At 43.7% G+C, this 25,440-nt stretch carries 18 protein-coding genes; 9 read left to right on the top strand and 9 right to left on the bottom strand.

Annotation, left to right across the window (positions count from 1 at the left end):
- The first annotated feature begins 25 nt into the window (after positions 1-25).
- Positions 26-1,492, top strand: a complete 1,467-nt coding sequence (locus HY58_RS14855; RefSeq protein ID WP_039133625.1) for an amidohydrolase — start codon at positions 26-28, stop codon at positions 1,490-1,492.
- 6 nt (positions 1,493-1,498) lie between these two features.
- Here the strand turns inward: HY58_RS14855 and ricT are convergent, their stop codons facing one another.
- The 6 genes from ricT to radA all read right to left on the bottom strand — a co-directional run bounded on the left by ricT (position 1,499) and on the right by radA (position 8,424).
- On the bottom strand, positions 1,499-2,851 hold the full coding sequence (ricT, locus tag HY58_RS14850; RefSeq protein WP_253271585.1) for a regulatory iron-sulfur-containing complex subunit RicT: 1,353 nt from the start codon (positions 2,849-2,851) through the stop codon (positions 1,499-1,501).
- Between the two features lie 196 nt (positions 2,852-3,047).
- Positions 3,048-4,289, bottom strand: coding sequence for a DNA polymerase III subunit gamma/tau (locus HY58_RS14845; protein WP_039133619.1), 1,242 nt, complete (start codon positions 4,287-4,289; stop codon positions 3,048-3,050).
- A gap of 12 nt (positions 4,290-4,301) precedes the next feature.
- Entirely contained in the window at positions 4,302-4,814 is a 513-nt protein-coding gene (locus tag HY58_RS14840; protein WP_039133615.1) for a glutathione peroxidase, read from the bottom strand.
- Positions 4,815-4,851: 37 nt separating this feature from the next.
- Entirely contained in the window at positions 4,852-6,249 is a 1,398-nt protein-coding gene (locus HY58_RS14835) for a choice-of-anchor Q domain-containing protein (protein ID WP_039133764.1), read from the bottom strand.
- A gap of 44 nt (positions 6,250-6,293) precedes the next feature.
- Positions 6,294-7,001 carry a ComF family protein gene (locus HY58_RS14830; protein ID WP_039133613.1) on the bottom strand — a complete coding sequence of 236 codons (708 nt, stop codon included), beginning with the start codon at positions 6,999-7,001 and terminating at the stop codon, positions 6,294-6,296.
- 52 nt (positions 7,002-7,053) lie between these two features.
- A complete protein-coding gene (radA, locus tag HY58_RS14825; protein ID WP_039133610.1) occupies positions 7,054-8,424 on the bottom strand; it encodes a DNA repair protein RadA in 1,371 nt (456 codons plus the stop codon).
- Between the two features lie 583 nt (positions 8,425-9,007).
- Here radA and HY58_RS14820 point away from each other — a divergent pair.
- The 6 genes from HY58_RS14820 to HY58_RS14795 all read left to right on the top strand — a co-directional run bounded on the left by HY58_RS14820 (position 9,008) and on the right by HY58_RS14795 (position 20,464).
- Positions 9,008-9,694 (top strand): zinc metallopeptidase, encoded by a 687-nt coding sequence (locus HY58_RS14820; RefSeq protein ID WP_039133607.1) that lies wholly within the window; start codon positions 9,008-9,010, stop codon positions 9,692-9,694.
- A 316-nt stretch (positions 9,695-10,010) separates the two neighbouring features.
- Complete coding sequence (locus HY58_RS14815) at positions 10,011-13,148, top strand: SusC/RagA family TonB-linked outer membrane protein (RefSeq protein ID WP_039133605.1); 3,138 nt, start codon at positions 10,011-10,013, stop codon at positions 13,146-13,148.
- A gap of 20 nt (positions 13,149-13,168) precedes the next feature.
- Positions 13,169-14,836, top strand: coding sequence for a SusD/RagB family nutrient-binding outer membrane lipoprotein (locus HY58_RS14810; protein ID WP_039133602.1), 1,668 nt, complete (start codon positions 13,169-13,171; stop codon positions 14,834-14,836).
- A gap of 18 nt (positions 14,837-14,854) precedes the next feature.
- Positions 14,855-15,727, top strand: coding sequence for a hypothetical protein (locus HY58_RS14805; RefSeq protein ID WP_039133599.1), 873 nt, complete (start codon positions 14,855-14,857; stop codon positions 15,725-15,727).
- 245 nt (positions 15,728-15,972) lie between these two features.
- Positions 15,973-19,059: a TonB-dependent receptor gene (locus HY58_RS14800; RefSeq protein ID WP_172644667.1), complete on the top strand. Its 3,087-nt coding sequence runs from the start codon at positions 15,973-15,975 to the stop codon at positions 19,057-19,059.
- A gap of 37 nt (positions 19,060-19,096) precedes the next feature.
- Entirely contained in the window at positions 19,097-20,464 is a 1,368-nt protein-coding gene (locus HY58_RS14795) for a RagB/SusD family nutrient uptake outer membrane protein (RefSeq protein ID WP_039133596.1), read from the top strand.
- A gap of 58 nt (positions 20,465-20,522) precedes the next feature.
- Here HY58_RS14795 and HY58_RS14790 read toward each other — a convergent pair whose 3' ends face one another.
- The 3 genes from HY58_RS14790 to HY58_RS14780 form a co-directional block, all read right to left on the bottom strand.
- Complete coding sequence (locus HY58_RS14790) at positions 20,523-22,073, bottom strand: Rne/Rng family ribonuclease (protein ID WP_039133593.1); 1,551 nt, start codon at positions 22,071-22,073, stop codon at positions 20,523-20,525.
- 315 nt (positions 22,074-22,388) lie between these two features.
- Positions 22,389-23,234, bottom strand: coding sequence for a lipopolysaccharide assembly protein LapB (locus HY58_RS14785; RefSeq protein ID WP_039133590.1), 846 nt, complete (start codon positions 23,232-23,234; stop codon positions 22,389-22,391).
- A gap of 23 nt (positions 23,235-23,257) precedes the next feature.
- Positions 23,258-23,689, bottom strand: a complete 432-nt coding sequence (locus HY58_RS14780; protein WP_256381589.1) for an HU family DNA-binding protein — start codon at positions 23,687-23,689, stop codon at positions 23,258-23,260.
- Positions 23,690-23,749: 60 nt separating this feature from the next.
- Here HY58_RS14780 and mutY point away from each other — a divergent pair, with 60 nt between their 5' ends.
- Together mutY and HY58_RS14770 are read left to right on the top strand one after the other, a co-directional pair.
- Positions 23,750-24,808 (top strand): A/G-specific adenine glycosylase, encoded by a 1,059-nt coding sequence (gene mutY / locus HY58_RS14775; RefSeq protein WP_039133587.1) that lies wholly within the window; start codon positions 23,750-23,752, stop codon positions 24,806-24,808.
- 156 nt (positions 24,809-24,964) lie between these two features.
- Positions 24,965-25,402, top strand: a complete 438-nt coding sequence (locus HY58_RS14770) for a single-stranded DNA-binding protein (protein WP_039133585.1) — start codon at positions 24,965-24,967, stop codon at positions 25,400-25,402.
- Positions 25,403-25,440: the final 38 nt, after the last annotated feature.

The following is a 25,440-nucleotide window of genomic DNA, read 5'->3' as shown; positions in this document are numbered from 1 at the left end:
TAAATTGTAAGATCAATTATAAGCAATGATCAATAGCATTAAATTAATCTTTTCCTTATTGATTGTGTTTGCATCAGGTACAGTGCAGGCACAAAAGAAAAAAGAAGCAAGTGGCCTCAGTGGTTTAAAACAGCAGGCGGTGAAAGATATTGATTCGCGGTATTTGCAGTATAAGGATATTGCTTTGGCTATCTGGGAGCATGCTGAGTTGGGGTATAAAGAGGTGAAGAGTTCCGCATTATTGCAGAAGGTATTATTGGAGAATGGATTTACAGTAGAAGCAGGTGTGGCTGGTATTCCAACGGCTTTTGTTGCTACTTATGGAAGCGGGCAGCCGGTGATTGGTATTCTGGCAGAGTTTGATGCATTACCGGGGTTATCACAGCAAGCAATACCCGAAAAATTACCTGCCCAGGGGAGGAGTGCGGGACATGGTTGTGGTCATAATCTTTTTGGAACGGCTTCCGTGGCAGCGGGTATTGAGTTGAAGCAGCTGATAGATCAATATAAATGGAAGGGCACCATTAAAGTTTATGGTACACCGGCTGAGGAGGGAGGGTCCGGGAAAGTGTATATGGTAAGGGAGGGATTGTTTAAAGGGGTTGATGCGGTGATCCACTGGCATCCGGGTGATGAAAATGCTGTTTGGCTGGAAGGCGCGCTGGCCAATAAATCGGCCAAGTTCAGGTTTTATGGAACAGCCTCGCATGCATCATCGGCACCAGATAAGGGCAGGTCGGCACTTGATGGGGTTGAGGCCATGAATAATATGGTGAACATGATGCGTGAGCATATTCCTTCATCAGCAAGGATTCATTATGTGATTACCCAGGGTGGCAAAGCGCCTAATGTAGTTCCAGAGTTTGCGGAGGTTTATTACTATTCGCGGCATCCCAACCGCGAAGTAGTTAAAGATATTTTTGACCGGATCGCCAAAGCAGCGGAGGGAGCTGCCTTAGGAACGGGAACCCGTACCGATCATGAAATAGTTGGGGGTACACATGATATCCTGCTGAATAAAGCATTGGCCGAGGTGATGCATAAGAATATGGTAATGGTGGGTGGTGTTCATTATTCAGCAGAAGAACAGGAATTTGCGCGTAAGCTTCAGGCAGGATTCGGTTTTGCCGCGCCGCCGGTTTCGGAAGCAGGAATTATAAAGCCATATGACCGGCCTTTATCTGAATCTATTGGTTCTACAGATGTGGGGGATGTAAGCTGGAATGTGCCAACTGTGGGTATGGCCGCGGCAACCTGGGTACCTGGCACCCCTGCTCATAGCTGGCAGGCGGTAGCATGTGGAGGTACGGAGATCGGCACGAAGGGAATGATGGTAGCAGCCAAGGCGATGACCCTGACTGCTATTGATCTATTTAATGACCCTGCCATGCTTAAGAAAGCCATGATTGAGTTTGAGCTGGCACGAGGAGAAAACTTCCAGTATACGCCATTGTTAGGGGACAGAAAGCCGGCATTGAATTACCGGGATTAAGTTTCCTTATGCTCCTCCTTCCTGTGGGCCCTCTGTTTTAGGGGGACGTGGTTGTTGCGGTCTTCCACCTTGCTGGAGCGGACGATTACCCGGACGTTGTTCGCGTGGTGGCCTTGATTGAGGATTTTGATCCTGACCAGGACCACCCTGTGGACGACCCTGTCTTTGCTGGGGTTGTTGACGGGGTTGACCATGTCCACCTTGCCCCTGTGGCCGCTGGTGACCACCTTGCCTTGGACCACCCTGAGAAGGACGATCTCCTCCTCCGGAACGATCACCTTGTGCAGTGGGATCCCCACCTTGCCTGTCGCCCGGGCCTGAAGGTCCACGCTGCTCGCGGGGTGGCAAACTACCGCCTTTAGGGCCTTGTGGACGTTGTTTCTGCTGTTGCTGCTGACGCCTCTTACGATCGTTCTTTTCGAGGCTGCGAAGGCTGATCTGGCCTACAACATCCACAAATTCCGGCTCCACCTCCTTAGGTTTGGAGCTGGTTACATCAACCGGCTCTAACTCATCGGGTATGATACCCTGCGCATTCAGCGACTGGATCTTCCTGACACGTTCTATAGTCAATGGGTATTGCTTATTGCTTTCAGGCAATACATACCACATCAGATTCTTGAAAATATCTTTTTTGATAAGGGTGGCAACACCACGGGCTACCTTGATATTGTCTGCCCTCTCAGGAAAGCCCTGCAAGGCATCAAGGTAGGTATCAAGCTCATAGTTAAGGCAACATTTCAGTCTGCCGCACTGTCCGCTCAGTTTAGTCTGGTTGATACTCAGGTTCTGGTACCTGGCGGCTGTGGTATTCACACTTTTAAAATCAGTAAGCCATGTGCTGCAGCAAAGTTCGCGGCCACAGGAGCCTATTCCACCTACCTTGGCTGCCTCCTGACGGGCACCGATCTGTCGCATCTCCACTTTAACCTTGAATTCGCCGGCATAGATCTTGATCAGCTCACGGAAATCAACCCGGTCGTCGGCTATATAGAAAAAAGTGGCTTTACGGCCGTCGGCCTGTATCTCCACCTCACTAACCTTCATCTCAAGTTTTAACTGCCGGGCAATGGCACGTGCACGGATTAGAGCTTCTGCCTCGCGGGCTTTGTTAATCCTAAGCAATTCAATATCGCGCTCATTTGACCTGCGCAACACCTTCTTCATCTCGGGGTCAAATTCATTTGCACCCCGCTTTTTGAGCTGAACACGCACAATTTCACCTGTCAGATTGATCTCACCTACATCAACTCCGCTCACGCCTTCCACCGTTACCTGCTCTCCCTTTTCAAAATGCTGGAGGGCGTTATTACGATAAAAATCTTTTCGGCTACCGTTATTGAATGATACTTCAACCACCCTACACGCGGATTCAGGATCTGCGAATGGTAGGTTTTGCAACCAATCGTAAGCATTCATCCTGTTACATCCCCCGGTAGAACATCCCCCGTTGCTTTTGCAACCATTTGGTGTTCCTGTTCCACAACTACTGCATCCCATATATAGATAAAAAAAAGAATGTGAATAAATTAGATTCTACAAATATAGGCGAAAACTACCACGGCTTCACTGTGGCTTTATCACGGAGAACATGGAAGAGCTTTAGACTGAGCGCATGGAAGAGAATTTTCGCATTGGCGTTGCGCTCAATATAATAAGAGGCTTTGTCGAGTTCTTCCACGATGGCCTCCTGCTGTGAAATATCGGCCATTTTATTGATCCTGAGTATAAAATCCTTCTCGGTAAAGGGAAGGCTTTGCGCCCATTCACTTTCCTCTCCCAATATCCTGATACGCACGGCCATTTCTACCAGGTGGTTGAAATAGCGCAGAAACTGCTTCTGCTTTTCCCTTCCCATCTTACTGGTTTCATCGATCCATTTCACCAATGCAATAGGCCCGTTTTTAAGAATAGCGTTCAGCCATTCCCGAATCAGTTGCAGCCAGTCTTCACCGGCATGATTGAGCTGCTGTAATGCCTCCCGGTAATTGCCGTCACTTATAGCAGCAAGTTGCCTTGCCTGTTCCTCATCAATACCTGCCTTTGCAACAAGCTGACCGGCGATAGATCTGTTATCAAGAGCGGGGATCTTGACCAACTGGCACCGTGATAAAATGGTTGGGAGGATCAATGATTCATTTTCCGCAACCAGAATGAACAGTGTATTAGGCGGTGGTTCTTCAATAAGTTTCAGGAGTTTATTGCCTTCTTTGCCCAGCATTTCAGGCATCCACATGATCAGTACCTTGTATTTGCTCTCAAAGGTCTTCAGGCTTAGCTTTCGGATGATATCATTGCACTCTTCTGCCGTGATGTTACCCTGCCTGTTCTCTGCATTGATGGATTGAAGCCAGTCGTACAGGTTTCCGTAAGGAAGCTGTTTGATAAATTCGCGCCATGCGATAATATAATCGGTGCTGGTTGGCTTATCGCCTGATTTTTTTGGAAGAACAGGGTAAGAATAATGTATGTCGGGATGAACAAGCGCGGCTGCTTTAGTACATGCAGAACATATGCCGCATGCATCAGAAAGTATTTCTATTGGTTGCTGCCTGCCAGGCTCCTCATCAAAAAGGGCAGGGGCAGACCCGAAAAGATCGGAAGAGATATCATTTCCGGTTAATGAACGCTGCACTTTTTCACAAACAATATATTGAGCAAAAGCAAGTGACAGAGGGAGGCCACCCGTACCTTCTTTAGCCAGAAATAAAAGAGCATGGCTCAGCCTGTTATGCTGAACCATGTCTGTTAATTGAGCTTTTATTTCATTTTGACCAATTACATCGGCAAATAACATGCGGCGAAGATACTAATTCAGGTACTTGGTGATCTCCGGATCGGTAGGTTTCACTTTACTTGGGAATACCGCTATTAGTTTTCCGTTCTCGTCAATAAGGAATTTGGTGAAATTCCATTTGATAGGATCTTCAACTCCCAGTTTGGCAGCTTCTTCGGTGAGGTATTTGAAAAGCGGGTGAATATCTCCACCTTTAACGGATACCTTTTCAGCCATCGGGAATTTTACCCCATAGTTCTTCTTACAAAATTCACCGATCTCCGCATTTGACCCGGGTTCCTGCTGTCCGAAATTGTTTGCCGGAAAGCCTATAACTGCAATCTTATTACCATATTTTTCATACAGCTCCTGGAGGTCTGAATATTGTTTTGTATAACCACATTTTGATGCAGTGTTTACTATCAGCATTTTCTTTCCTTTGAACTGGGCAAGATCAAGCGGCTTGCCATCAAGCGTATTTACCTTGAAATCATATATACCAGTGCTGGCCAGCACCATCAATGAAACAAGCAATGTTTTTAACATATGTGGAGTTTATAGATTGAATAACAAATATCTGAACTTATTGTTTTTCATAGGCACCTAAATCGGGTTGACCATTTTTCCTGTTCTTACCATCGAGGTCAACTATCAATGAGCTGTTGCTTCCTTTATCGATAGCAGGCGAGCCATCTGCTAACCTGAAATCATATGCATATTCTATGCCGCTATTATTTAAAAACTGCGGATCGGTATTAATCATATTAAGTACAGTAATATAAGATGGAATCACCACCATCTTCCAGAGTCCATCACTAAAGCTGACAAAATAAGATGCATCTCCCTCTTTTATGGCCACCACTTCATTTTCCACCGTACCCGCATCTCCCCAGAAGATTGTGTTGGTGAAATTTGCAGAAAGAGGTGACGTCAGCACCTGCTCATTTATCTTAATCATATTGCTTACAAGTAATACCGGATCTTTATGAACAGACCATATATTACTATAGCTCGCCAATGTGCAATGGTTGAATGAGTAGTTTCCACCATAAACAAGTTGTACATTCTTACCACAGTTGCTAATCAGGCAGTTGTTCAATTCTGCTGAGCTGTTAACAGCAAGAAGTCCCGCATCCCAGGCATTATTGATGATGCATTGGTTCATGGTAAGCTTTTTTCCCCCGCCAGCCTGTTGTCCCTCAGTTATAATTGCCTGGTATGCGTTATTAATTATCGCATATTCGAAAAGGTTATTATTGCTTTTAGGGCGGAGATAAATTCCTGGCCATGAAGCAGGGAAATTATTATAAGGCTCATCCAACCGGTCGCCGCTGAAGACCACGCGGTCTTTTGCAACACTATCACCATTCACTCTAATGCTGCCATCAACAAACATTACTGCATCGGCATGCAGGTAGATGCGGGTGCCTGCATTAATCTGAAGCGTAGCGTTTTCATTTATTGTTAGCGCACCTTGTATAACGTAAGGCAATTCATTGTTCCAACTGGTATTAGCAGTTATGATTCCATTGCGGATATACCTTGCGTTTTGTCCCCATGCATCTAATTGTACCCATTGAGCATTGCCATTCCAATTGATCTCGATACTGTCTTGTACAATAAAAGGTAATTGCTGTTGACCTGAAGGCAATGATGCATTTACAAAAACATGGATGCTGTCATTGGCACCCACTTCCATGTTAGTAATAGAGGGACCGGGTTCACCATTAACATTAATATTGAAAACAGAACTATTGCCGCCTGCCAGTCGGATGGAAGAAATGTTTAGTTTCTGATCGTTCTGGTTTTTGATCGTGAATTTTTGTGTAAAGGAACCTGTTGCTGTGAACAGGGTATCGAAATGGAGGGTATCGAGGCTGGTAGTTATCCTTGCACCCGGATCTGTCAGCAAGCTTTCCTTTGTACAGCCGAAAAGTGTAAGTAATGCTATATATATAAGTGGTGTAAAGAAAGTTCTCATTACATCAAAAATAATCCAGCTACCCAGATCTGCAGCAATTTTATTCAATGCGGAAGGGTATAGGCAAAACAGTAGATACTAAGTTTAAGTTCTGGCGTGCGGAGAAGTTGTTCGCCCATTGCTTCCAGCGTTGCGCCGGTTGTAACAACATCATCCACCAGAAGCACATGTTTACCGGTCAGTTTCTCCGGCTCACTCACCTCAAATACCTTTTGCATATTCTCCCACCTATCGCTTCGCTGCTGACTGGTTTGGGAAATGGTTTCATTGCGTCGAGATATAGCCGTTGTGAGCAAAGGGATCTTTAAAACGGTCTGCATTCCTTCACATAATAAGGCAGCCTGGTTGTATCCTCTTTGCTGTAACCGTTTTTTGTGCAAGGGCATTGGCAATAGCAGATCAATTTCTGGCAACCATGAAGCGCTGAGAAGCTGGTGCCCCATAAATTCACCTATCTGAACTGCCGTATCTCTGCGGTGTTTGTATTTAACCTGGTGCATGATCGACTGAACCCGGCTTTTTTTGGTGAAGAAGCAGCAGGCTGCGGCCTGCTGCATAGCTATACGTCCCCAGAAAATTTTTTCTACTGCATTACCGCTCTGCTTATGATAGCCGGTAAGCGGTAACTGGTGCAGGCATGAAGAGCAGACACCGGCATCCGCATGCAGCATATCAGAACCACAGGCGCTACAGGTATGTGGAAATATTAATTGGCCAAAGGCATTGAAGAGTAGTTGCAGTGATTTTACCATGATGCTGAAAGATAGTTTATCATGCTTTCAGCATCAAGGGTGTTATCACCGTTTAAAATAATATACGGTAAACATCCTCCACACGCGAAACTGCGATGATCTCCATGCGCGTATTGAACTTTGGAAGTCCCTTCTGGTTATAACGCGAGATGATCATTTTTTCAAATCCAAGCTTCTCAGCTTCGGCTATACGCTGTTCAATACGATTAACAGAACGGATCTCGCCACTGAGTCCAACTTCACCCGCCATGCAGATGGTATGTGGAATAGGAATATCGGTATAGGAACTTAATAAGGCAGCGAGTACAGCAAGGTCGATGGCCGGGTCCTCTACTTTAATACCGCCGGTGATGTTTAGAAATACATCTTTCATTCCAAACTGAAAGCCTCCTCTTTTTTCCAGGACGGCAAGCAGTAGTTGTGATCTCCTTAAATCGAAACCACTAACTGTGCGTTGAGGGGTACCATATACTGAAGGTGTTACCAATGCCTGCACTTCTATCAGGAAAGGTCGCATTCCTTCTATAGCGGCGGCAATTGCGATACCACTGAGTTGCTCTTCTTTCTGTGACAACAGAATATCGCTTGGATTCAAAACACCACTCATGCCACTGGCATTCATTTCATAGATACCCAATTCTGAAGTACTGCCGAAACGATTCTTGAGTGTACGTAGTATGCGATAGGCGTAATGGCGGTCGCCTTCAAACTGAAGTACTGTATCCACCATATGTTCAAGGATCTTGGGACCTGCAATGGTGCCGTCTTTGGTTATATGCCCGATCAGGAATACCGGTGTATTTGTTTCTTTGGCGAAACGCTGCATTTCGGCAGCACACTCCCGGATCTGAGAAACGCTTCCAGGTGATGATTCTATGAAAGAGGTATGCAAAGTTTGAATAGAATCGATAATAACAAGCTGAGGCTTTAGTTTTTTTATTTCCTGAAAGATGGCTTGTGTATTCGTTTCTGTGAGCAGAAAAAAATTATCACTCTCGAAGGGAAGTCGCTCCGCCCTCATACGGATCTGTTGTTCACTTTCTTCTCCACTGATATATAATAGTCGGGTAAGTTGAAGTTGTAAACCCACCTGTAGGAATAATGTTGATTTGCCGATGCCAGGTTCTCCGGCTACAAGAACAATGCTTCCTGTAACTATACCACCACCCAATACTCTGTTTAATTCAGGGTCCGGAGTTACGATCCTGGTTTCTTCCCCTGCTTCAATATCTTTTAATCTGGTAATACCTGAACGGGTGATCGAGCGTTCTTCTTTCCAGGGCGTTGCCGTTAGTTTGGTTTCTTTTTGCCTGATCTCTTCAACGAAAGAATTCCATTGCTGGCATGCCGGACATTTTCCTACCCACTTAGTGCTTTCGTATCCGCATTGCTGACAAAAAAACGATGACCTTGCTTTACTCATATGGCGAAGATAATGTGAAGGCAAAAAGAGGAATGAGAAATAAACCTAAAAACAAAACACATTTCAGATTAGAAAAAGTCCGGGAGATAAAAAGAAAATTTGCAGACAATAATTTATGATACGCGCATAAAATAAAACTGATTTTCTGAGTCATTTTCTGATAAAAATTCAAAAGAAATAAGAAGAAAAAAAACCGGATCAAAACAGCTCTTACCAGAAAGTAAAAAGGCCAGCATTTCTGCTGACCCTTTACTTACTAACCCATTAAATTCTTGCACTAAATTACGAATTAGGGTCACATTTCAAAATAAATTTTTGATGCTGTGAATAACTTTAGAGGGGGGAAGAATGTGTTCCAAACACCTCTTATTAGCTGTTTAAACAATTGATTATCAATAATATAAAAGTTATTTTCAAATTCTTTCCACAACCTAGGATATGCAATATTGTCAGGAATAAAAGCTTTAAATTAACATGTATGCCAAAACGGCTGAACACTTGTTAAAAAGGAGACTTTTCCGGTTTAATTTAGGATTTGGTTATAGCTTTGATGGTATGATAATTCACATTAATTAGCATGTATATGACTCCATCCATTATGATCGTTTCTTTGATTTTTGTGGGTATCAGTATGCTGGTATCTTTCGCCTTGAAAAGCAAGATCCGGAAGTACAGCCAGACACCCCTCCGGTCGGGATTTTCAGGTAAGGAGATAGCCGAAAGGATGCTTCGGGAGAACGGAATCACTGATGTTCAGGTAGTTCCGGCGCAGGGCTTCCTGAGCGATCACTATAATCCCACCACCAAAACCATCGCTTTAAGCCAGGATATATATGAGGGAAGGAATATTGCAGCTGCTGCGGTGGCGGCACATGAATGCGGGCATGCCGTTCAGCATGCAACTGCCTATACCTGGCTTCAGCTGCGCAGCAAGCTGGTTCCGGCCGTTCAGGTCAGCTCAAGCCTGGTACAGTGGGTGCTGCTGGCAGGTATTTTCATGATCAATACTTTTCCCAGTCTTTTATTGGGTGGAATTATCCTTTTCGGGGTAACAACCCTTTTCTCGTTGATTACCCTTCCGGTGGAGTTTGACGCCAGCAAACGTGCCCTTGCATGGCTCGACCGAACAGATATTACGACAGCTGAAGAACATCCTCAGGCAAAAGATGCACTTAAGTGGGCTGCTATGACCTATGTGGTTGCAGCTGTTGCATCTATCGTGACGCTGGTTCAGTATATCCTTATATATCAGGGCAGAAGTAGGGATTAATTCTGGTCTTTTAGATTTTTTTTATCCGGGCCTGATGCCCGGATTTTTTTTTAATTCAAAAAAGAAAAGTTTCGTTACGATATATCCGAAAAAGGATAAATGGTAACATCCTTTCATCATTTTATAAAGTTTCCATGTATTTAACTACTGAATTTACAAAAAAAAATATATAAAATACCCATCAAATTAAAATTTTACCCTGGAAGATTAAAAATTTACAGATTAATATTTGTTGTTAAAAAATCCATAATTTTATATGAATGGTTGTCGCACAGAAACAATGACAACAATTATTTAACCAAAACACACATTACTCATGAGAAGAAAGATTTTCCTGACGGGCATCTTGATGCTTTGCATTAAGCTTCTGATGGCCCAGACAGTGGAAGTCTCCGGGAGGGTGGTAGATGCCATTGGCAATCCCATTCCGGGGGTTTCAGTAACTGAACGAGGTTCCAGGAAGGGGACCTCTACAGATCTGAATGGAAATTTCAAGATTACGGTGAAATCGGGTACCGATCTTATTTTTTCCAGCGTAGGTTTTGACAGACAAACTGTATCTGTTTCCGGAAATTTCATGAACATTACAATGGTTGCCGGAAATGATGCCCTTAGCGAGGTAGTTGTAACTGCCCTGGGTATCAAAAAAGAAAAGAAGGCATTGGGGTATGCGGTAGCAACCGTTGATGACAAAGTTCTTGAGCTAAGGCCTGAAGGTGATGTAGGTCGACTACTCGCCGGAAAAGCACCCGGTGTGAACATTCTGGCATCCAGTGGTCTTTCCGGATCAGGTACCAGCATCAACATTCGGGGTATCAGCTCACTAACCGGGGGTAATCAGCCATTGTTCGTTGTGGATGGTGTTCCCTTTGACGCATCTACCAATTCACAGTATGGTTTTACCCAGAACAGTTCCACTTCAAGCCGATTCCTTGACCTCGATCCTAACAACATTGAGAATATCAGTGTTCTGAAGGGATTAAGTGCTTCCGTACTCTACGGTGAGCTTGGCAGAAATGGGGTAATTCTTGTAACCACCAAGAACGGTTCTGGTCGTAAACCAAAGAAAGGACTGGAGATTACTGCTTCGCAATCACTTTTTGTAAATGAAGTTGCCAACCTTCCTGAATACACCGATAACTGGGGTGCTGGTTTCGAGAATTCAGTAGGTGCAGCGTTCTACTCTAACTGGGGTGGCCGGCTAGAAGGACAAGAATATGCTCACCCTTATTCCAGAGCAGCACTAAATGCAGCTTTTCCTGAATATATAGGAGCAAAAGCTAAATATGTTCCATATAACAGTGTGGAAAATTTCTTCCGCCAGGGTCTTGTCAATACAACTGCCCTTAACGTAAGTGGTTCCGGAAACAACACTACATTCAATGCTAATTTTGGTTACCTCGATGACCTGGGTTTCACTCCCGGTAACAGGTTGATCCGTAATACACTTGGCATGGGTGGAACAGCCAAACTAAACAATAATTTCACAATCAGCGGAACTATCAACTTTGTGAAGTCTGACATGAAGACTCCGCCAAATGGAACATCTTTTGGTAGTGGTTCCGCTAGTGGTTCTGTATTTGGTGACCTCATTTATACTCCCCGTAATATTGATCTGATGGGCTGGCCTTATCAGAACCCGATTGACGGATCATCTGTTTACTATCGCGCTGGTAATGATATTCAAAATCCGAGGTGGACAGTTAACAATGCCTTTGTCGGAAATAAAGTTCAACGTACTTATGGTAACCTGATGCTTAAGTATGATATAATGAAAGGGTTGAATGTTTCTTATCGATTCGGATATGATAATTATAGTGAGAACCAGTTTTACTCTGTTAATAAAGGCGCAGCGGATGGATACCCGCTCGGTATTCATCAAACTACTGATGCAGTTAACCAGATACTTAACCATGATGTCATCGCCAATTTTGTACGTAATATCACTGATGATTTTGACCTTAACGTTGATGCGGGCATAAATTCTGTGGAACGCAGCTATTCTCAGAATGGACTTCGTTCAACCAACCAACTTGTATTCGGGCTTTTTGACCACGATAATTTCGTCAACTATACACCAGGCGGCCTTGATTATAAAGTAAAAAGCCAGTCGATCGGTGCCTTCGCCAATGCAACACTTGGATACCGCCAATATCTTTATCTTAACCTTGGCGGCCGTAATAGCTGGAGCTCTACCCTCGAAAAGGAAAATCGCTCACTTTTTTATCCTAGTGTTAGTCTTTCTTTCATTCCTACTTCAGCCTTTGGCGGTTTGCAGAATAGTAGCAGCATCAATTACCTCAAGTTTCGTGTAGGGCTCGCTACCTCAGCACGGTTCCCATCTCCTTACAATACCAGACCATCCCTGGTGATCGGATCACAGGCATTTGTTGACAGGGCAGGTAATGTCGTTAACACCAACCAGTTTAGTACACGTCTTCCAAATAGCGACCTTAAGCCAGAATTGCTTAAGGAATATGAAGCCGGTGTGGAAGCCCGCTTTTTTGACAGTCGTGTGAATGTTGACCTGACTTTGTACAAACGTATAACCGATGATCAGATACTAGACCGCGATCTGGATCCGTCAACAGGTTTTACTGTTACCAGTATCAATGCCGGTTCTTCAGAAAATAAAGGTATAGAACTGGGACTGGGATACAATGTTGTAAGGTCTCGTGATTGGAATCTGCAGCTCGATGGGGTGTTTACGCTTAATCGGGGTAAAGTGACTCAGCTACCTGAAGGAGTAGAGCGTCTTGTACTAACAGGATTTACAAACCTCGGAAATTTTGCGGTTGTTGGTGAACCTATCAATGTGATTATGGGTAGTTCCATTGTTCGCGAAGAGAAGAGTGGTGGTAAGTTGGTTGATCCAAGTGGCGACTATGCTGTGAATAATGAACTAACGATCATTGGTAATCCCAACCCCGATTATAAACTTTCAGGTATAGGTACCCTTAGCTGGAAGAGCCTTTCTTTTCGGATGCAGTGGGACTTTACTAAAGGCGGTGATATATACAGCCGTACTGCTGCAACTCTGCTTGCTCGTGGTATAACGAAGGATACTGATTTTGACCGTTACCAGACATTGATCCTTGCTGGTGTGGATGCTAATGGTGAACCGAATACAGTACAGTCAAGTGCTTCTGGTATTTTCTTCAACCAGTACCTAGGGGCTGACGAGACCAACATCTTTGATGCTACACTTTTAAGGCTTAGGGAAGCATCCCTTTCCTATAGTCTGGATGAAAAGATCCTGAAGAGGACACCTTTTGGCGCGATCTCCTTCACGCTATCAGGCCAGAATCTTTGGTATGATGCACCCAACCTGCCAAAGTATACTAACGTAGATCCTGAAACGAATAGTCTTGGTGTAAGTAACGGAGCGGGCTTTGAATTGCTTACAGGTCCTACTTCGAGAAGGTATGGTGCAAGTATTCGTGTATCCTTTTAATTAACACAAACTGAATCAAGATGAATTTTAAAAAGATAATTATACCGATCGTACTTCTGACCACACTTGGAGGGGGGTGTAGCAAGGTCGGGGATAAATTCGACGGATTACTGGATAATCCAAATAACCCCACGCCGGATGCAGCAAACGTTGATCTTTTCCTTAATCGCGTTGAGCTGGGCGTTCAATCCGTTTTCAATACTGCGGCTACAGTTGGGGGTAAGCTTACAAGGCACGAGATTTTTTACGGTCCTATCTACCAGAATGGTTATAGTCCCGAAGATTTCAATGGCATATGGAGTACAGCATACACCAGCGTATTGCAGAATGTAAACAACATGATCCCACTGGCCGAAAGCCAGAACCGTTTTGTTCATGTGGGCATTGGGAAAATCCTGAAAGCTTATACCATTGCAACTTTGGTGGATGTATTTGGAGATATTCCTTATTCGGAAGCAAACCTGGGTATTGATAATACTAATCCAAGTATTGATGGTGGCGCCTCTGTATATGCTGCTGCTTTGGTTCTTCTGGATGAAGCAATTGCTGATCTGACACAGAGAGCAGTTACTGCTACTCCGAATCCAACCAACGACCTTTTCTATGGAGGTAACCGTGCACGTTGGGTAACTGCGGCCAAAACAATTAAGCTGAGGTTATTACTGACATCAAGATTGGTGAATGCAACTGAAGCTAAGTCAGGAATTGAGGCTTTGATAACGGAAGGAAATCTTATCGATATGCCTGCAGAAGATTTTTCTTTCAAGTATGGCACCAAGCAGGATGCTCCAAATAGTCGGCATCCCAAGTATAACACCTATTATACAGCAACCGGGGCAGGTGATTATATTGGAACCTATTTCATGTGGGCAATGACGCAGGAAAAAGGTCTAGGTACATTCAGCGATCCCCGCACCCGTTATTATTTTTATCGTCAGAAGGTGAATCTGGGAGGAATTAATGAAGATAATCTGCCTTGTGCTGGTATAAATCCACCTGCACATTATGTATCCACCGACCAGCCTTATTGCTGGCTTTCAGCTGGTTTCTGGGGAAGGGATCATGGGGATAATAGTGGTATTCCGCCTGATGGTACATTCCGAACAGCATGGGGTATATATCCTGCTGGCGGACAATTTGATGCCAGCCAGAACAGCAGAGTTACAATTAACATGGGTGCCCAAGGTGCCGGAATAGCTCCAATGTGGATGTCATCATTCACTGATTTCGTGCTTGCAGAATCAGCACTAACTCTTGGAACAACGGGTGATCCCCGAGTATTACTGGAATCAGGAATCCGCAAATCAATTGCCACGGTGATTGCATATCCGGCTACTGTTGGTTATTCAGTTCCTGCTGATTTTGTTCCCACCGCAGCTGCTATTAATAATTATGTAAATAAAGTTCTTGAGTTATATGACGCGGCTGGTACTACTAAGGATAAACTGGAAGTTGTGTTAAAAGAATATTATCTGGCAGCATGGGGTAATGGACTGGAAGTTTATAACACTTACCGCAGAACTGGTATGCCTTCGAATATTCAGCCAACTTTGCAGGCGACACCTGGAAAATTCATGAGCTCATTCTGGTATCCTGCAGATTTTGTTAACCTGAACCAGAATGCAGATCAGAAACCGGGATTGGATTCGAAAGTATTCTGGGATACCTATGCCGGTGAACTTAAATAATCACTCAAACGAATCAGTATGAAAATATTAAAATCAACCATACTCTTTTTGCTCCTGGGTATGGTGGCCGCATTCAGCTCCTGTGAAAAAGTGGATGCCAACGGGCCACTCATCGATAACCTGGGCCAGGGATCCTATGTGACCCTGGAAGAAACGATCAACACTTATCTCAACTACAGTGACCTGGAAAATACAACTGTGAGCATCAAGGTCAAGGAATATGGAACTGCCGGGGTTGAGAAGGTTAACGTTTATGTGAGCACAAATAATTCCATCGACAAATCAACCTGGAAATCAGTTGCAGAATTCCCGATAGGTACTGATGGAACCGCAACATTGGTAGTTTCTGCAAAGGCGATTGCACAAGCATTGGGAATACCTGCTACAGATCTTGCACCAGGCAATTCTTATCCGCTGTTCAATGAAGTGATCAGTAAGGATGGTCGTGCATTTGGTATGTATAATATCAATGGTGATATGGAAGGTAGCCCCAACTACAATATGGCACTAAGGTGGAGTGCAAATGTTATCTGCCCGTTTGTTGCTGCTGATGCGGAAGGAACTTACAAGGTCACAAGGGATGATTGGGATGGTGCAGTAGGATCAACGGTTACAGCAACTGCAACAAACAATACATTAACAATGACTTATCTCTTCCCAGCTGCTTCTGCTCCTGGTAAAGAACCGGTGACCATAAAGATAGATCCGGCAACAGGTGCTGCAACAGTCGAAAAGCAGGTCTATGGAAGCTATGGATCCGGATATGAAAATTTCGCCGCGCAAGGTAGCGGTCTTGTATTCTCTTGCGCCGGAAAAATCACATTGCGAATTACACACTTGCTGGGATCTTCAGATTATGGTACTTATCCGATTGAATTCCAAAAGCAATAACCCTCTTTTTTTTCTCATGTACATCTAAAACCCTGGTAGTCTTACCGGGGTTTATTTTTTTGTAGAACAGCATTCCTGACTTTATTGCTGTCTAATTTCTATAGGTGGCTAATTTTTAACATATCCAGAAGGGTTAAACTCAAAAATAATATAGGATATACTATTTAAAATTAAAAATATACCATGGAAAGAAAATTAACCAACCTTTAACCGCCAATATCTTTGGCACAAATTAACAGATGTATATGGCTGCAATCAAAAAACTAACTGGCTTGATGTGGAGCTTGCTGCTCCTCACTGCACTTTCGGTGCAGGCCCAAACCCGGCAGATATCCGGAAAAGTATCTGATCAGAAGACTGGTTTACCGATCCCTGGTGCGTCGGTAACAGTGAAAGGAACCAATGTTGTAACGGCGACTGATGCAGACGGTAGTTTCAGTTTGCAGGTACCCCAGAATGCAACAACCCTGGTTTTCACATCCATTGGATATGGTCTGTTTGAGATGGCCATATCAGATATCATGAATGTTCAATTGAATGTTTCCGAAGGGAACCTGTCAGAGGTAATTGTAACGGGATATGGCTCCCAGATCAAAAAAGACCTGACTGGAAATATTGCCCGAATCAAGGCCAAGGATTTGGAAAATGTACCCCTTCCGAGTGTTGATGCTGCCCTCCAGGGTAGAGCAGCCGGGGTGTATGTTAACAGCCAGTCGGGTAAATTGGGACAGGCGGTAACAGTTAGGGTAAGGGGTAACTCTTCAATTAGTGCCAGTAGCCAGCCCCTTTACGTTCTGGATGGTGTGCCAATCACTACTGATGATCAAAGTACATATGGTGGAGCGATGAACCCCCTAGTTGATCTTAACCCCAATGATATCGAATCAGTAGAAGTATTGAAAGATGCAGCAGCTGGTGCCATCTACGGATCAAGGGCAGCTAATGGTGTAGTTCTGATAACAACCAAAAGAGGTAAGACTGGTAAGACCAATATCTCTGTAAACTTCCAGACTGGATTTTCAGAGGCAACCAACAGGGTTGGATTCCTGAATGCCAAGGAGTATGCAGATCTCTTCTTCCGCGCTGCAGCCTATTCTGATGAGCAGGAAAGTCTGGATCCTAATGATCCGGATAGCTATACCACTTACGCAAGGGGTTTCCTTGATTATTTCAGCTTTGGAGAGTGGAGTGAGACTTCCACTGCAAATTATGACTGGCAGGATAAGGCTTTCCAGAGAGGTGGGTTCAACCAGGCTGATGTTCAGCTAAGTGGTGGTACTGATAAGACCAAATTCTTCGCCTCACTTCAATACCTCGACCAGATTGGTACCATCGTTGGAAATGATCTGCGTAGGTTGTCAGGAAGGTTGACTGTTGATCATAAGGCAAATAACTGGCTTAATGTTGGATTTACAAGCAGCCTTGCCCGTACAACCACACATAGGTTGCCAGGTGATAACGCCTTCTCAAACCCATTACAGGCATCTGCCCTTCCTAATATCACTCCATTCATTGATCCGAATACAGGACTTATGGCTGGTACGCCTCCCGGAGATGTAAATATCCCGCTTTATTATAACCCATTGATACAGGTTGAATATGCGGATTTCATTCAGGAAGGTTATAGGAATTTCAGCAATGCATATGCTTCTGCTTCCATTTTGCCGGGATTAAGTTTCAAGACTGAATTCGGTCTGGACCTTCTTGCCCAGGATGAAGAATCCTACTACCAGACCCAAACTGTGCGAAATGTAAGTACTGCGGTTAATGGTTTGGGTGAGTATACAACAGCAATGGTGTTCAATTATAATACGAACAATTATTTCACTTATACAAAAGAGTTCGGAAAGAGCAATCTCGATGCGACTCTGGGTATGCAATTTCAGAAATCACTTTCTAAGTATGGCTTCACTGAAGGTCAGGATTTCCCTTCTAATTCTTACCAGAAGATCGCAAGTGCCGCCACAAAATCGGATGGTAGTACTTCTGAAACAGAGTACGCATTTCTTTCTTATTTTGCCCGTGCTAACTATAAGTATGATGATAAATACCTCCTTTCTTTAAGTATCAGGAGGGATGCTTCTTCCCGTTTCGGACGTAACTCCAGGAATGGTTATTTCCCAGCTGTTTCTGCGGGATGGATCCTCTCTAATGAGAAATTCATGTCAGATATTGACCTGATATCATTCCTGAAGATAAGGGGTAGTTATGGATCAGTAGGTAATGCTGAGATCGGCAACTTCCCACAGTTGGGTTTATTTACTGGTGATGCTGGATATGCAGGTTCAGCCGGTCAGCGTCCTTCACAGATCGCCAATCCCGACCTGAAATGGGAAACTACCGATCAGCTTGACCTTGGTATTGATTTTGGTTTGATCAATAACAGGATCAGTGGTGAAGTTGATTACTATGTTAAGAAAACATCTGGCCTTCTCCTGAATGTAAACGTTCCTGCCACCAGCGGATTTAACTCCCAGGTGAAGAACGTAGGTAAGCTGGAAAACAAAGGATGGGAATTTGTACTTAATACCCAGAACCTGATCGGTGAATTCAAGTGGTCTACTAATATCAACCTTGCCTTTAACAAAGGGAAAGTTGTAGATATCAACGGGCAGGTGATTGAAGGCGGAGTAGGTAGCATGAACAGGGTTATGGAAGGGCAGCCTGTAGGTGTTTTTTATACCGTAGAATATGCAGGCGTTGATCCAGATAACGGAGATGCGCTTTTCTATCTTAATACTGATAATAATGGTCAGCTGGATAAGACAACTGTTAACTCAAGAGGATATGGCCAGGCGCAGCGGATCGTTTCAGGTGACCCTAACCCAAATATGATCTTTGGTTTTACCAATAACTTCTCATACAAGGGGCTTGATCTTACAGTTTTCTTTAATGGTGTTACAGGTAATGAGGTTAATATTTATGGTATGGGTCGTTATTCTTCAGCGAGTTTCCGTTTTGAAGATAACCAGACTAAGGATCAGTTAGGTGCCTGGACCACTCCAGGTCAGGTAACTGATATTCCACAAGCAAGATTGTTCTACAACAATGGTGCGCAGATAAGCAGCCGTTATATTGTTGATGGTTCATTCATGAGGCTCAGGAATATCACACTTGGTTATAACCTTCCTTCTGCAATTACTAAGAAACTTAAGATCGAACGCTTGAGAGTATATGCAAGTGGACAAAACCTGCTGACTTTCACTAAGTATCCTTATTGGGATCCTGAAGTGAACTCAGATGATTTCGACTCAAATATTGCGAAAGGAAACGATTTCTATACGCCGCCACAGCCGAAGACTATACTCTTTGGTATTAACGTTGGGCTTTAATTTAATAGGCCCATTATTAACTTAATAATTGAATTTTATGCGGAGACTTATTTATATTTTTTTAGCAGTTTCAGCATTTACTGCTTGTGAAAAAAAGCTGGATATTGATCCCAACCAGAGTATCTCTCAGGAGAATGCACTCTTAACAGAAGGGGATGTAAAAGTTACCCTGATCGGTGCTTATGATGGTTTGCAGTCAACTACCCAGTATGGTGGTGATATAAATACTATCAGTACATTGATCGGGAATACCGAAGACATTCGCTTTACGGGCACCTTTGCTGGGTTGGCTGATATACATAAGCTCGAAATCACTGCCCCAAACCTTTATGCCACAACCACATGGGCTGGTGCTTACAATACTATCAACCGGGTGAACAATGTTTTGTCAGCCCTTGATAAGGTAACCTCCTCCCAGGAAGAGCGTGACCGTATAGAAGGAGAGGCCCGATTTATCAGGGGTTCTTTATACTTCGAGCTGGTTAAGCTTTATGCCAAAACATGGGGAAATGGGGATAATGGTACCAATCCTGGAGTTCCGTTGGTTTTAACTCCAACAACTGCCATCACGCCTGAAAGCTATCTTTCAAGGAGCAGTGTGGCCGCAGTGTATACCCAGATAATTGATGATCTGACCACTGCTGAAAACTTGCTTCCTGAAACCAATGGAATTTTTGCTGCAAAGGGTGCAGCTGCTGCGATGCTTTCAAGGGTGGCCTTAATGCAGGGTGATTACCCAACCGCAAGGGATGCCGCCAACAGGGTTATTGAAAGTGGTGTATACGACCTTGAAGAGAGTATTGAAGACCTCTGGTTTACTTTTATCAATAATGGTGGCGCAAATCCTGGGGAATATATTTTCTCAATGACAGTTACACAGCAGGATGGTGTAAATAACATGAATACCTTCTTTGGTATCAATACTTCAGCTGTTCCCGGTTCTGCAGGAAGGGGCGATATAAAAATTCTCCCTGCTCACCTTGATAAATATGAAGAAGGCGATAAAAGGGGTGAATTCTTCCAGCCGGTTGGTAATAATCTTTATACAAGGAAGCACCTCGATCGTTTAGGCAATGTGTTGGTTGTAAGGCTTGGTGAAATGTACCTTACAAGAGCAGAAGCCAACTTCCGCGAAGGAACTGAAGTGGGTGCAACACCTCTTAAGGATGTAAATACCATTCGCGAGCGCGCTGGTCTTTCACCTTTAGGTGCAGTAACACTCGCAATAATCCTTAAAGAAAGATACCTTGAACTTGCTTTTGAAGGTCAGGGTCTCCATGATGCTAAAAGAACCAGATCTGCCTGGTCTGGTACACCATGGGACTCACCATTACTGATATTGCCAATTCCTCAAAGGGAAATGGATGTGAACGAGAACCTGGTTCAAAATGAAGCATACCTATAACTTAGAAAGGATTTCATAAAAGAAAGGCTGCCACTGGCAGCCTTTCTTTTATGAATTATCAGAGCTTGATTTCCTCTTCATGTGAGTCAAAGAAATGAAACTCGGTAAGGTGATAATTGGTATTGGCAACGAGTTTGATCTGTTGTTTGAAATGGCGCTTCCATTTCCAAAGCTTACTGAAGATCCATCCCTTCGTGAGGTAGGCGTGCATTATGGGATGTACAACAACAGTAAGATTACGGTGCTTATGCGTGATGAGGTAGTTCAGGTTCTTTTCTATTTCATCTTCCAGTACTAGTGATGAAGAGATCTTACCTGTGCCGCTGCAACTCGGACATACCTCCTGAGTATTGATATTCAACTCCGGCTTCATCCTTTGCCGGGTGATCTGCATAAGACCGAATTTCGAGATCGGTAAAACGGCATGTTTCGCCCTGTCGGGTTTCATGAACGCCTCCATAGCATCAAGCAGCCGCTTCTTATTTTCAGGAAGCTTCATATCAATGAAATCTGCTACGATAATTCCACCAAGATCGCGTAGCCTGAGCTGTCTGGCAATTTCTTCTGCCGCCTCAAGGTTTGTTTCCAGCGCATTCTGTTCCTGGTTATTGCTTACGCTCTTATAGCCACTATTTATATCTATTACATGCAGTGCCTCGGTATGCTCAATGATGAGATAGGCTCCACTGGGCATGTTCACTGTTTTCCCAAATGCTGCTTTAACCTGTTTGGTAACTCCAAACTGGTCGAAAATTGGTGAGCCATTATGGTAGAAGGAAACGATATCAGCCTTATCGGGTGCTATACGTTGAATATATGTTTTGGTATCATTAAAGATATTCCTGTCATTAACAACGATGCGGTTAAAATCTTCGTTAAGCAGATCACGAAGCATGCTCGTAGTCTTGGTCTGCTCACTTAATATTTTTGCAGGCGCAACAGCTCCTTTAAGGTTTTGCTGGATGGTCTTCCAGGTTTCAACAAGTGCAAGCAGATCTTCATGAAGTTCAGCGGTATTCTTTCCCTCAGCGGCCGTACGTACAATTACACCAAAGTTCTTAGGTTTAATGGCTTCAATGATCTTTTGCAAACGTTTACGCTCATCCGATGAGTGAATCTTTCGTGATACTGCTACAACATCATTAAAAGGAGTGATCACAACAAAGCGGCCCGGCAAGGATACTTCGCAACTGAGTCGGGGACCTTTTGCGGCAATAGGTTCCTTAAGGATCTGCACAAGTACATTTGGTTTACCCCCTAATACTTCATTGATCTTGCCGGTTTTGATAATTTCGGCTTCCACATCAAATTTGCCAAAGTCGAATCCACCCGGAGTGGTGTCATTTATGGATTGCTGGGTAAACTTCAGGAGTGATTTGGCGTAGGGGCTGAGGTCTGTGTAGTGTAAAAAAGCATCCTTTTCGAATCCCACATCTACAAATGCGGCATTCAAACCAGGTATGAGTTTTCTTACCTTGCCTAAATATAGATCCCCCACAGCAAAGCTTGCATCTGCCTTTTCGTTGTGCAGTTCTACCAGCTTTTTGTCTTCCAGGAGAGCGATTTCAACACCCTGGGGTGCTGAATTAATAATTAATTCCTTGTTCAAGCGAGTAATCTTTTAACATCAGTCCAATCTCACCAAAAGGAAAACAGCTGAGTGGTTCTATACTTTACCGGTATCCGATTTTAGCAATAATCTGGAGGAAAGCCGGAAAATAAACGATTCAGCCAAAGGAAATAAAGCCGGAATAAATTTACATATTCCGGCTTAAAGAAGTTATGAAAAGAGAAGATATTACTTCTTCTTCTTATGACGATTCTTTCTCAGTCTCTTTTTACGCTTGTGCGTCGCAATCTTATGACGCTTTCTTTTTTTACCACAAGGCATCTTTGTCGAAATTTATATTGTTAACGATTCAATTTATTTTAAGTCCCGGATCCTTTTATTCAACTCATCTTTCAATGCCGGGTTGGCAACATGATCAGAAGCGTGTTCATACCAGCTGATTGCTTTCTGCTTATTTCCCATCCGTTCATACCCTTCTGCCAGCATCAACATAACTTCAAGGTCTGCCGGTTCTTTGGTCGCAACTTTTTCAAGCCTCTCAACTGCTTTATCAAACTGGCCCGACAGGATACCACCGATACCCAACATCTTATCAGCATATATAAATCCTGTATCGCGACGATTCACTTCAAGTATTTGCTGGATACCCTGCATCACAGCCTGGGGGTCTTCAGCGGGAGCACCAAATATATAAGTACTTCCGAGTCCAACTTTCAGAGAATCACTATCCGGATTCAGTACAATGGCCTTTTCAAAAAGCTCCTTACTCTGGCCTGCAAGCCAGGATTTAAGTTCAGGCTGCTCAACCCCTCTCAGGTTATCCAACAATAATTGGGCTGCAAAGGTGAGACTTTTTTCAGAATTTTCCAACTTAGCTGCTTCTGCCGTATAATAGGCAAAGGGAATAAAGGCCCTGGCTGAGTCGCTCCAGAAGGCTGCAAGCTGTTTGTAGGTGCGGATTTGCTGATCTTTCACATCACCTCTTACAACAGACTGCTTCAAACCATTCACGTAAGCCTGTTGCTGCTCGCTGAGCTTAGTTGTAGCCCCTTGGATAACTGTTTGAATATCAAAATTTTGTATAGAAGCAGTACTCGGCTTTGCCACAGGTTTTCCAGGAGGGGTAGTGCTGCCAAAGAAATAAATCAGCAGCAGAAGGAATACTCCGCCACTGATAACAAGGATTTGCTGTTTTTTCACCTTTCTGAGTTAAGGCAGCAAAATTACATCTCTTCGTCGGGGTTTGGTTGCCCTTCTTTGACTGTTTTAAGTTTTTTAACCTCCTGCACAAATTCTTTGGCAGGTTTGAAGGCCGGAATGAAGTGTTCCGGAATCTCAACCGCAACATTCTTTTTAATGTTGCGACCGATCTTTGCGGCGCGCTTTTTGGTAATAAAACTTCCAAATCCTCGGATATAGATGTTTTCGCCCTGCGCCAGTGTGTCTTTCACCTCTTTGAACATTGCTTCGAGGGTTACCAGTACATCCACCTTTGGGATGCCAGTTTTTTCTGCAATCTGGTTGATGAGGTCTGCCTTTCTCATATTTCCTGTTTTGAATCTTTTTACAGTGGAGGAATGCTGTTCTGAGAACCGGTATTCCCCAGCAACTAGGAATTTGTTTGTTAATATAAGCGAAACTTCTAAACCATGCAACTCTTATGCAATTTATTGATTTTGAATTAAATTGAATTATTTTTCCAACCTATCCTAAATATGGACCAACCATTCACCGATAAGCTGCTCCACTGGAATGCCAGCTCCAATAAAAGGGAGATGCCCTGGAAGGGAGAAAAGGATCCATATAAGATCTGGCTTAGTGAAATAATTCTTCAGCAAACCCGCGTTGAACAAGGGCTGAGCTACTTCCACCGTTTCATAGATACCTTTCCGACCATTACCGATATGGCCCTTGCAAAAGATGAGGAAATCTTCAAATTATGGGAGGGGTTAGGATATTACACCCGGGCACGCAACCTCATAGCCACCGCACGGTATATTGCTTTTGAACGTAAAGGCATATTCCCCGATTCTTATGAGGAGATCCTGAAACTCAAGGGTGTGGGACCGTATACTGCGTCAGCTATTGCGTCCTTTGCCTTTGGATTACCCTTTGCTGTATTGGATGGAAATGTATTCAGGGTCATTTCAAGGTATTTTGGAATAAGCACCCCAACTGATGGCCCGGAAGGAAAAAAACTCTACGCAAAACTTGCATCAGCACTTTTACATTTTGAGGATCCAGGCACCTATAACCAGGCAATCATGGATTTTGGAGCCACTATTTGCAAACCTACTCAACCACGCTGTGATATCTGCCCACAACAGCCCGATTGCCAGGCTTTCCTGAATAAAATGGTAGGAGAGTTGCCCATAAGGGCTAAATCCATCAGCCGGAAAACGCGATATTTTTATTATTTCATCCTGCATTGGAAAGGACACTATTATATCCGGCAAAGGATGGATTCTGATATCTGGAAACATCTTCATGAATGGGTGCTGGTTGAAACACCCGAAGCACTTGAAGAAGATAAATCAGTATTGAACCATCAGCTTGAGAAAATGGTGGGCCGCGTTAAGGGCAATATCACCGGCATCTCCAGGCAGATAACGCAACAACTTACCCATCAGAGCATTATCGGTAGATTTATTCGGGTTGACCTGGAATGTCCGCTGGAAACGGATTCAGGATACCAACTATTTTCAAAAGACGCTTTAGATAAGATCGCTTTCCCCCGTTTCATTACCCGACATATGGAGTCTGATCCTCTTTAATTTTTTTATAATCCTACTTAAACCAGTACTAAACAGTTGGGGCCTGAAAATGGCCTGATCTTTAATGTTAGAAATTGATCCGAATACCCTTAAAAAAAATTAATTTTAGATAGTTCTTATGGCCAACAGGCGAATCATAACCTCAAATGATATTTTATGAGAGGAGTAAACAGGGTGATGCTGATAGGAAATCTGGGGAAAGACCCGGATGTGCAATTTCTGGAAGGAAATATTGCGGTAGCGAAATTTTCACTTGCAACAACTGAAACCTACAAGGACAGGGCCGGCAAGCTGATATCCCAAACAGAGTGGCATACAGTGGTATTATGGCGGGGATTGGCAGAACTGGCACAGAAATACCTTCATAAAGGCAGTCTGGTTTACATTGAGGGTCGTCTCAGGACAAGGAGTTGGGAAGACAAAGAAGGTAATAAGAAATTTGCCACTGAAGTGGTGGGGGATAATCTCATCATGCTCGATAAAAGAAATGATATACATGGTCATGGACCAGGTGGAGCTGTACATGGGGAGGGGTTGGAAGGAATGAGTCATGAAGATGCACCACCGGAACCAAATCCTGACCTTCCATTCTGAATGAAGAAATTAGTTCATATTTGCATGGGCAGGCCTCC

This window comes from Flavihumibacter sp. ZG627 (assembly GCF_000814325.1).
Lineage (GTDB): Bacteria > Bacteroidota > Bacteroidia > Chitinophagales > Chitinophagaceae > Flavihumibacter.
The sequence above is the reverse complement of the archived record's forward strand: the minus strand, read 5'-3'. Positions and strand labels throughout refer to the sequence as shown.